Source organism: Glycomyces endophyticus, assembly GCF_039531525.1.
GTDB classification, from domain to species: Bacteria; Actinomycetota; Actinomycetes; order Mycobacteriales; family Micromonosporaceae; genus Glycomyces; species Glycomyces endophyticus.
Genome location: NZ_BAAAQF010000004.1, coordinates 745,222 through 751,791, shown reverse-complemented (window position 1 = coordinate 751,791; position 6,570 = coordinate 745,222). Strand labels below are relative to the sequence as shown.

General features: G+C 73.7%; 6 protein-coding genes and 1 pseudogene. All 7 read right to left on the bottom strand.

The features are described 5' to 3' along the window. A pseudogene (locus tag ABD419_RS06630) lies at window positions 1–181 on the bottom strand (LppU/SCO3897 family protein); the annotation flags it as partial. A 185-nt stretch (window positions 182–366) separates the two neighbouring features. After that, a complete protein-coding gene (locus ABD419_RS06625) occupies window positions 367–534 on the bottom strand; it encodes a DUF3117 domain-containing protein (protein WP_091053443.1) in 168 nt (55 codons plus the stop codon). A gap of 226 nt (window positions 535–760) precedes the next feature. Then, a complete protein-coding gene (locus tag ABD419_RS06620; RefSeq protein WP_344483401.1) occupies window positions 761–1,291 on the bottom strand; it encodes a hypothetical protein in 531 nt (176 codons plus the stop codon). A 12-nt stretch (window positions 1,292–1,303) separates the two neighbouring features. Next, window positions 1,304–1,840 (bottom strand): DivIVA domain-containing protein, encoded by a 537-nt coding sequence (locus tag ABD419_RS06615; protein WP_344483398.1) that lies wholly within the window; start codon window positions 1,838–1,840, stop codon window positions 1,304–1,306. Between the two features lie 18 nt (window positions 1,841–1,858). Beyond that, window positions 1,859–2,512: a hypothetical protein gene (locus tag ABD419_RS06610; RefSeq protein ID WP_344483395.1), complete on the bottom strand. Its 654-nt coding sequence runs from the start codon at window positions 2,510–2,512 to the stop codon at window positions 1,859–1,861. Continuing rightward, window positions 2,509–5,031, bottom strand: coding sequence for an FtsK/SpoIIIE domain-containing protein (locus ABD419_RS06605; RefSeq protein ID WP_344483392.1), 2,523 nt, complete (start codon window positions 5,029–5,031; stop codon window positions 2,509–2,511). The genes ABD419_RS06610 and ABD419_RS06605 overlap by 4 nt, the downstream gene beginning before the upstream one ends. A gap of 267 nt (window positions 5,032–5,298) precedes the next feature. Next, window positions 5,299–6,555, bottom strand: a complete 1,257-nt coding sequence (locus ABD419_RS06600; RefSeq protein WP_344483389.1) for a M18 family aminopeptidase — start codon at window positions 6,553–6,555, stop codon at window positions 5,299–5,301. Between the last annotated feature and the right edge of the window lie 15 nt (window positions 6,556–6,570).

Here is a 6,570-nt window from a genome sequence, read left to right as displayed (position 1 = left end):
GCCGCGGCGCCGCCGGGGCGGTGCCGACCTGGCCGCCGCGGGCCGCGGGCGGCACGGACCCGCTCGGGTCGCCGTAGGCGCCCGCGGGCGGCTGCGGCTCGGCCGCGGGCTGCTGCCATGGCTGCTGGGGTCGCCACTGGTCGCCCGGATCTGCCTGGGGCGGCTGGGTGCCGGAAGTCATGGGAAGAGTCTATGCCGCATTTGCCGCCCCTTCACCCGCGCTGCGATTCCCGCTCGCCTCGTGACGGCTCGTCCACTCCGGTCGGTCGGCGGACAGAGTCAAGGACCCGCTTCACGGGAGCGTGCAGCGGGTCCTCAGTCCGGACCGGCGGCGGGGCGACCGCCGAGTGGGGTGGCTGGGTGCCGTTACTCGAGGGCGCCCTGGAGTTCCTTGTTCAAGGTCTCGGCCTCTTCCGGCGACATCTCGACCACAAGTCGGCCACCGCCTTCCAGCGGCACCCGCATGATGATGCCGCGGCCCTCCTGGGTAACCTCCAACGGACCATCGCCGGTCCGCGGCTTCATGGCCGCCATATTCGTCTCCCCTCGATCCAAGGCCGCAGGTTGCGACTCGACGTTGCTAGATCAAGTTTCCCCGATCCGCAGGCCGAGAGCCAACTCGCCCCTCCGAGTATGTGACAAAGTTGCGGAGAAAGTGCTTAAAAGCGTTTAAATCGGACACCCGATTTGCGAATGTTCGATCCGCCTGCACAGAGTCCTGGAATACTGCCGAATCGTGTTGATCCGTCCCGCCCCCTGACTACTCTTCCGGATCCTGCTCGTGTTCGGACCCCAGCAGGAACGCGGTCCCCTCGATCTCGCGCCCGTACGGCGACACGAACGTCGGCAGCTCCTTGGGGCCGAGCGAGCGGATGTAGGACCAGAACTGGCGCACGGCCTCGGCCTTGTCGACCGCCTCGATCGGCATCGACAGCGTCACGAGCCAGTCTCGGCGGCGCTCGGGGGTCGGCAGCGTCCGGACCAGGTCCTCCCAGGCGTCCGGCGTGAGCGCGGTCCAGCCGCCCGCGACGGCGCCCGCGGCGTCCTTCGTGCGATCGGCCGCCGCGGCGCTCTCCGCGGTCTGCTCGGGCTCCTCCAGGCGGCGCCGGTAGGCGATCGCGGGGCCGTCGAGCTCGCCGAGGGCGAAGACGCCCTCGGGGCCGGCCAGCGCGACCTCGTCGCCGTCGGCGGCCCCGTCGGGAAGGGCCGCACCGGGCTCCACTGCCTCGACCTCGTACGCCTGTTGCTCCGCGTACTCGTCCTCGTTCAACACCAGCAGCCAATAACGCATGGGCATATCCCATCACGGCCGGTCGCGCGGCGTCTGCTCACCTTCGTCCTCGCGCCCTGCCTCACGTCCGGCGCCGTCGCCGTCCGTGTCGGCCTCCTCCGCGAGCCGGAGGGACGCCTCCTGAGACGGCTCCTCGACGGGCTCGTCGGCGGCCTCGACCGCGTCGTCCACGGGCCCGCCCGCGGGCGCGACGCCCTCGTCGTCGGCGGCGAGCACCTCGGCCTCGGCCTCGGCGGCCCGCTCCTCGGCGCCGCCGTCGGCGGCCAGTTCGGCGCGGAGCGCGGCGAGCTGCTCGTCCTTGCGGCCGATCTCCCAGGCCAGGCGCGTGAGCGCGGCGTCGACCTGGTCGGTGCGGTAGCCGCGCGCGCCGGTGTCGAACCTGACGGCGCCGATCGCGGCCTCGTCGACGGGCTCGCCGTCGCCGAGCCCGGCGGGGGCGCCCGCAGGGGCGAGGTCCAGCAGCGTGTCGCGGCCGGTGGCCCACACGACGATCGAGAACGCGATCCACACGCCGATGACGGCGACGATGACCGGGAGCACGAAACCCACGGTTCCCTCCAAGCAGCTCTAAGCGAAGAACGCGAAATAGGCGAACAGCGCCATTGTGCAGACCGCGAGGGTCACTCCCAGACGCGGGTTGTGGGGGACGACCGCCTTGACGGGCTTTCCGTTGCGGTCGGTCAGCGGCAGGCGGGGCCGGTTGGCGGCTCCGACCAGCAGATATCCCACCAGCGCGGCCATGACCGGCGGCAGGAACATGACCCACCAGGCGGCCTCGCCCCCGCCGCCGCTGGCGGCGAGGTAGATCAGCTGCCCGATGAGGCAGGCGATCATGCAGGAGCCGTACACGAGCAGTTCGCGGACCACGTGGTGCACGTCCGGCAGGAGCGTGGGCCGCTGGGCCGCGCGCACGGTGGCGCGCAGGGACTGCTCGGCCTCGCGCAGCGCGGTCTCGGCGTGCGCGAGCGCGGTGTCCGGGTCGTCCACGGCCGCTTCGGCCTCCTCGACCGCGGAGGACGGCATGAGGTCGGGCGTGGACTGGCGCAGGGTCGAGCACAGTTCGGCCACGCGCGAGGTCGCGGCGTCCAGTTCGGACCGCACCGACGCGAGCGCCGCCTTGCGGCGCTCCAGCCGCCGCGCGGCCTGCGCGGTGGTCGCCGCCGAGTCGGCGTCGAGGCGCGCGAGCTCGTGGACCAGGTCTTCGTAGGCGCTCAGGCTCATCGGGTCTCCACCACCTCGTCCAGGCGGCCGGGCCGCACGTAGGGGACCGCGAGGGTCTCGGTGCCCGCGTGCCGGTCGATGACCAGGCACCGGTTGGCGCGCGCGTCCCAGGACCGCTCGTAGCCGCCGGTGATCGCGGCGAGGTCGTTCGCGGCGATGTTGAGGGCGACGACGCCGGCGACGTGCTCGCGGCCGGCGGACCCGCCGATGTCGTCGAGGAACCGGCGCGCGCCGCGCCACCAGCCGATGACGTGGGCGCCGGTCGCCGGGCCGTGCAGGAGGAGGTCACGCAGCGTCCCGGGCTGGCCGTCCGCGCCGTCGGCGCCGAACCACACGAGGTAGACCGGTTTGCCGCGCGGCGCGGTCAGGATCGTCCCCGGCTCGAGTTCGCGGCAGTCGTGGCCGGCGGCCTTCAGCTCCTCGACGAGGTCGCGGGCGAGCTCCTCGGCGCCCGCGGCGGTGGCCGCGACCTGGAACTCGACGCTGCCCGGCTCGTGCTGGCGCGCGAGGGAGACCGCGGCGGAGGTGAGCACGTCGGCCGCGACGACGGAGGTCCCGACGACGGCGAGGTGGCGTCCGGGGCTGCGGTCGAACTGGTAGCCGACGGTGGACATGTGCACGTCGACGGCGCGGCCGATGAGGGCCCGCGGCGCGTGCGTGGGGGCGAGCGCCCCGAAGCGGGGGTCGGCGGCGAGGTGCTGCTCGTCGAAGCCGCGGAAGACGACGGGCTCCTCGTCGGAGTCGCGCCGCGCCCACAGGTCACGGCGCAGCTGCGCGAGGAGGTCGTCGGCGCTGGAGGCGTCGGGGAACCTGCAGGTCCGGTTGCGGCCCTTGAGGCCCCCGGCGTCGTTGATGACGGCCTGGCCGACCGACTCGACGGCGGCGTCGTTGCCCTCGTCGAGGAGGTGCTTGGCGCCCGGGAGGGCGACGCGGAGCGGGAACTGCCCGAAGATGGAGTCCTTCTTGGAGTAGAGGGCCTCGATGCCGGAGATGGTCTGGGAGGCGAGCACGAGGTGGACGCCGTAGGAGCGGCCCTTGCGCGCCAGCTCCTCCAGGTGCGCGACGGCCTCGCCCGCGAGGCGGTCGTTCCCGGCGAAGAGGACGTGGAACTCGTCGACGACGGCCACGATCCGAGGGAGCCGCACGTCGGGCCGCAGCTCCCGCAGGCGCGCGAGCCTGGTGGCCCCGGCCCGCTTCATGAGCCCGGCGCGGCGGGTCAGCTCGGCGCGGAGCGCGCCGAGGACGGCGACGCCGTACTCCCGGTCGGACTCGACGCCGACGGCCCGCACGTGCGGGATCCACGACGGGTCGAGCGGGGAGGGCGTGAACTCGGTGAACGAGACGCCCTCCTTGAAGTCGAGGAGGTACAGCTCCAGCTCGTCGGGGGAGTAGCGGGTCGCGAGTCCGTAGAGGACGTCGAGGAGGAACACGGTCTTGCCGCCGCCGGTGCGCCCGCCGATGAGCCAGTGCGGGGTCGCGTCGTCGAAGGAGACCTCGACGTCGCCGCCGGCGGTGTGCCCGGCCTGGTCGCGGCCGATGACGGTGGTGAGGCCGTTCCGGCTGGACTCGGTCCACTGCCGCTCGGGCACGAGGTCGGCGACGGACAGCTCGCCCGCTTCGCGGCGCTGCTGCGCGCGCGACCCGAACACCGCGCGCGCCAAGGCGGGCGCCGGCGGGGCGTCGAGGACCACCGGCAGCGGCAGGGTCCCGAGGCGGACCTCGTCGCCGACGTCGACGTAGGTCGCGTGCTCGATCGCGGGCAGGGCCTCGCGATGCGGGAGGTTGCGCCAGCCGCACAGCACCAGGTGGCAGCGGGCGGAGGGCCCGGCGTGCGCGAGGGCGGCGAGGCGCTCGCGCGTGGACTTGCCGACCTCCGGCGGGAGTCCGGCGACGACGATGAGGTGGTAGGGCCGGTCGGCGATGGACCGGCCGCGCGCGGCGACGTCGCGCAGCTCGGTGAGCCGCTTCTCGGCGGCGGTGAGGACCCGCCCGAGCGCGAGGTGGTCCGTCGCGACCGTGGTCGCGATCCCGGCGTCGACGAGCGCGGTCGCGGGCGCGAACACCTGGCCGAGGGTCACGCCGTCCACCAGGGACAGTTCGAGGTTCGGGTGCGCGGCGGCGACCCGAACGAGCAGCGACTGGAGCATCCCGGCGACGCGCGGGTCGGCCGCGTCGCCGGCGCACACCAGGTGGCCCTTGCCGAGGAGCCCGGTCAGGGCGGGGAACGCGGGCTCGCCGTCGAGGAGCGCCGTCCCGATCCGCACGGCCTCGCCGTCCGGGGTCTCGGTCCACAGGGGCGTGTTCGGGTTCACGGCCGCGAGGTCGTCGCCGAGCCAGCCGTTCGCGGCGCTCGCGGCGGCGGCGCCGAGCCGTTGCGCCAGTTCGGTTCTGCGGCGCTCGGTGTCGTCCGCGGCCAGGCGCGAGGCCGCGTCGGTCAGCAGCCGCTCGGCCCGGTCAGCGGCCCCGGCGGCGTCGCGCAGCCGCGCCGCGGCCCGCTCGAGTTCGGTCCGCCAAGTCAATGCCGCCTCCCCAGGGGTGCCGTGGTCGACACCACCATACCGGGGGACCGCGCCGCGTGAGGAGACCGGAGCGGAGCGCGAATGCGACAGTCCCGCTCGGCGACCGCTCGGCGATCGAGCATCGGCGCCGGACCGGCGGGGGAGGCCCGCCGCGCGCGCCGGCCCGGCGTCGCTCGGGTCCGTTGAGCAGTGCCAAAAGTAGTGTGCGGTCAGTGAAACACTGTTTCACTGACCGCACACTACTTTTGGGGCACCTGACCTGCGGCGCTAGTGCTCGAAGAGGCCCAGCGCCAGATCGGCGAGGTGGCCCGGGTCGTCGGCGCCGCACAGTTCGCGCGCGGAGTGCATCGAGAGGATCGGGAGGCCGACGTCCACGGTGAGGATGCCCAGCTGCGTGCCGGAGATCGGGCCGATGGTGGTGCCGCCGGGGATCGAGTTGCGGTTCACGTAGTACTGCCACGGGATGCCGGCGTGCTCGGCGGCGCGGCGGAACAGCGCCTCCTCCTCGGCGCCGCTCGCGTAGCGCTGGTTCGCGCTGACCTTGATCATCGGGCCGCCGCCCGCGATCGGCCGGTGGGTCGGGTCGTGCTTCTCGGGGTAGTTCGGGTGGACCGAGTTCCCGGTGTCGGAGGACATCATCCCCGAGCGCGCGATCACGGCCGCGTACCGGCCGAAGTCGTCCCCGGCCAGGCGCCGCAGCACGGTCTCCAGGAACGGGCTCTGCGCGCCCGAGTAGGTCATCGAGCCGGTCTCCTCGTAGTTGAACGAGGCCAGGACCGGCAGGTTCGCGCCGGTGTCCCCGGCGGCGACGAGCGCGGCGACGCCCGCGTGGGTGCTGGTGAGGTTGTCGAGGCGCCAGGCCGCGAACAGCTCCTCGTCCTTGCCCAGGTACGCGGGCGCGTCGAGCGCGGCCGTGAACAGGTCGTGCCCGAGCACGTCGTCGGGGTCCACCCCGGCCTCGCGCGCGACGAACTCCAGGAACTCGCCCTCGTACGGCTGGCCCAGCCCCCAGATCGGGGTGAGGTGCGTCTGCGGGTCGAGCGCCCGGCCCTCGTTCGCGCCGCGGTCGAGGTGGATCGCGAGCCGCGGCAGGCGCAGCAGCGGCCGGTCGACGTGCACGAGCACCTCGGCGCCGTCGCGCAGGACGAGCCGGCCCGCGACGCTCAGGTCCCGGTCGAGCCAGGTCTGGTGCGGCACACCGCCGTAGACCTCGACCGCGATCTGCTTCCAGCCCGCGCTGCCGGTGTCCGGCCTCGGCTTCACCTTGAACGTGGGGGTGTCCGTGTGCGCGCCGAAGATGCGGAACGCGTCGAAGTCCGCGCGTCCGCGCCACGCGATGATCGACCCGTCGCGGACCACGTAGTGCGCGCCGTCGGCCGCGGGCCACGTCTCGGTCTCGTCCAGGCGTGTGAATCCGGCCGCCTCCAGGCGGCGGCCCGCCTCGGCGCACGCGTGGTAGGGGGTGGGGCTGGCCTGGATGAACGCGGCGAGGTCGTCGGTGTGCGACCGGTCGAAGCGGGGCATGATGCTCCTCCTGAG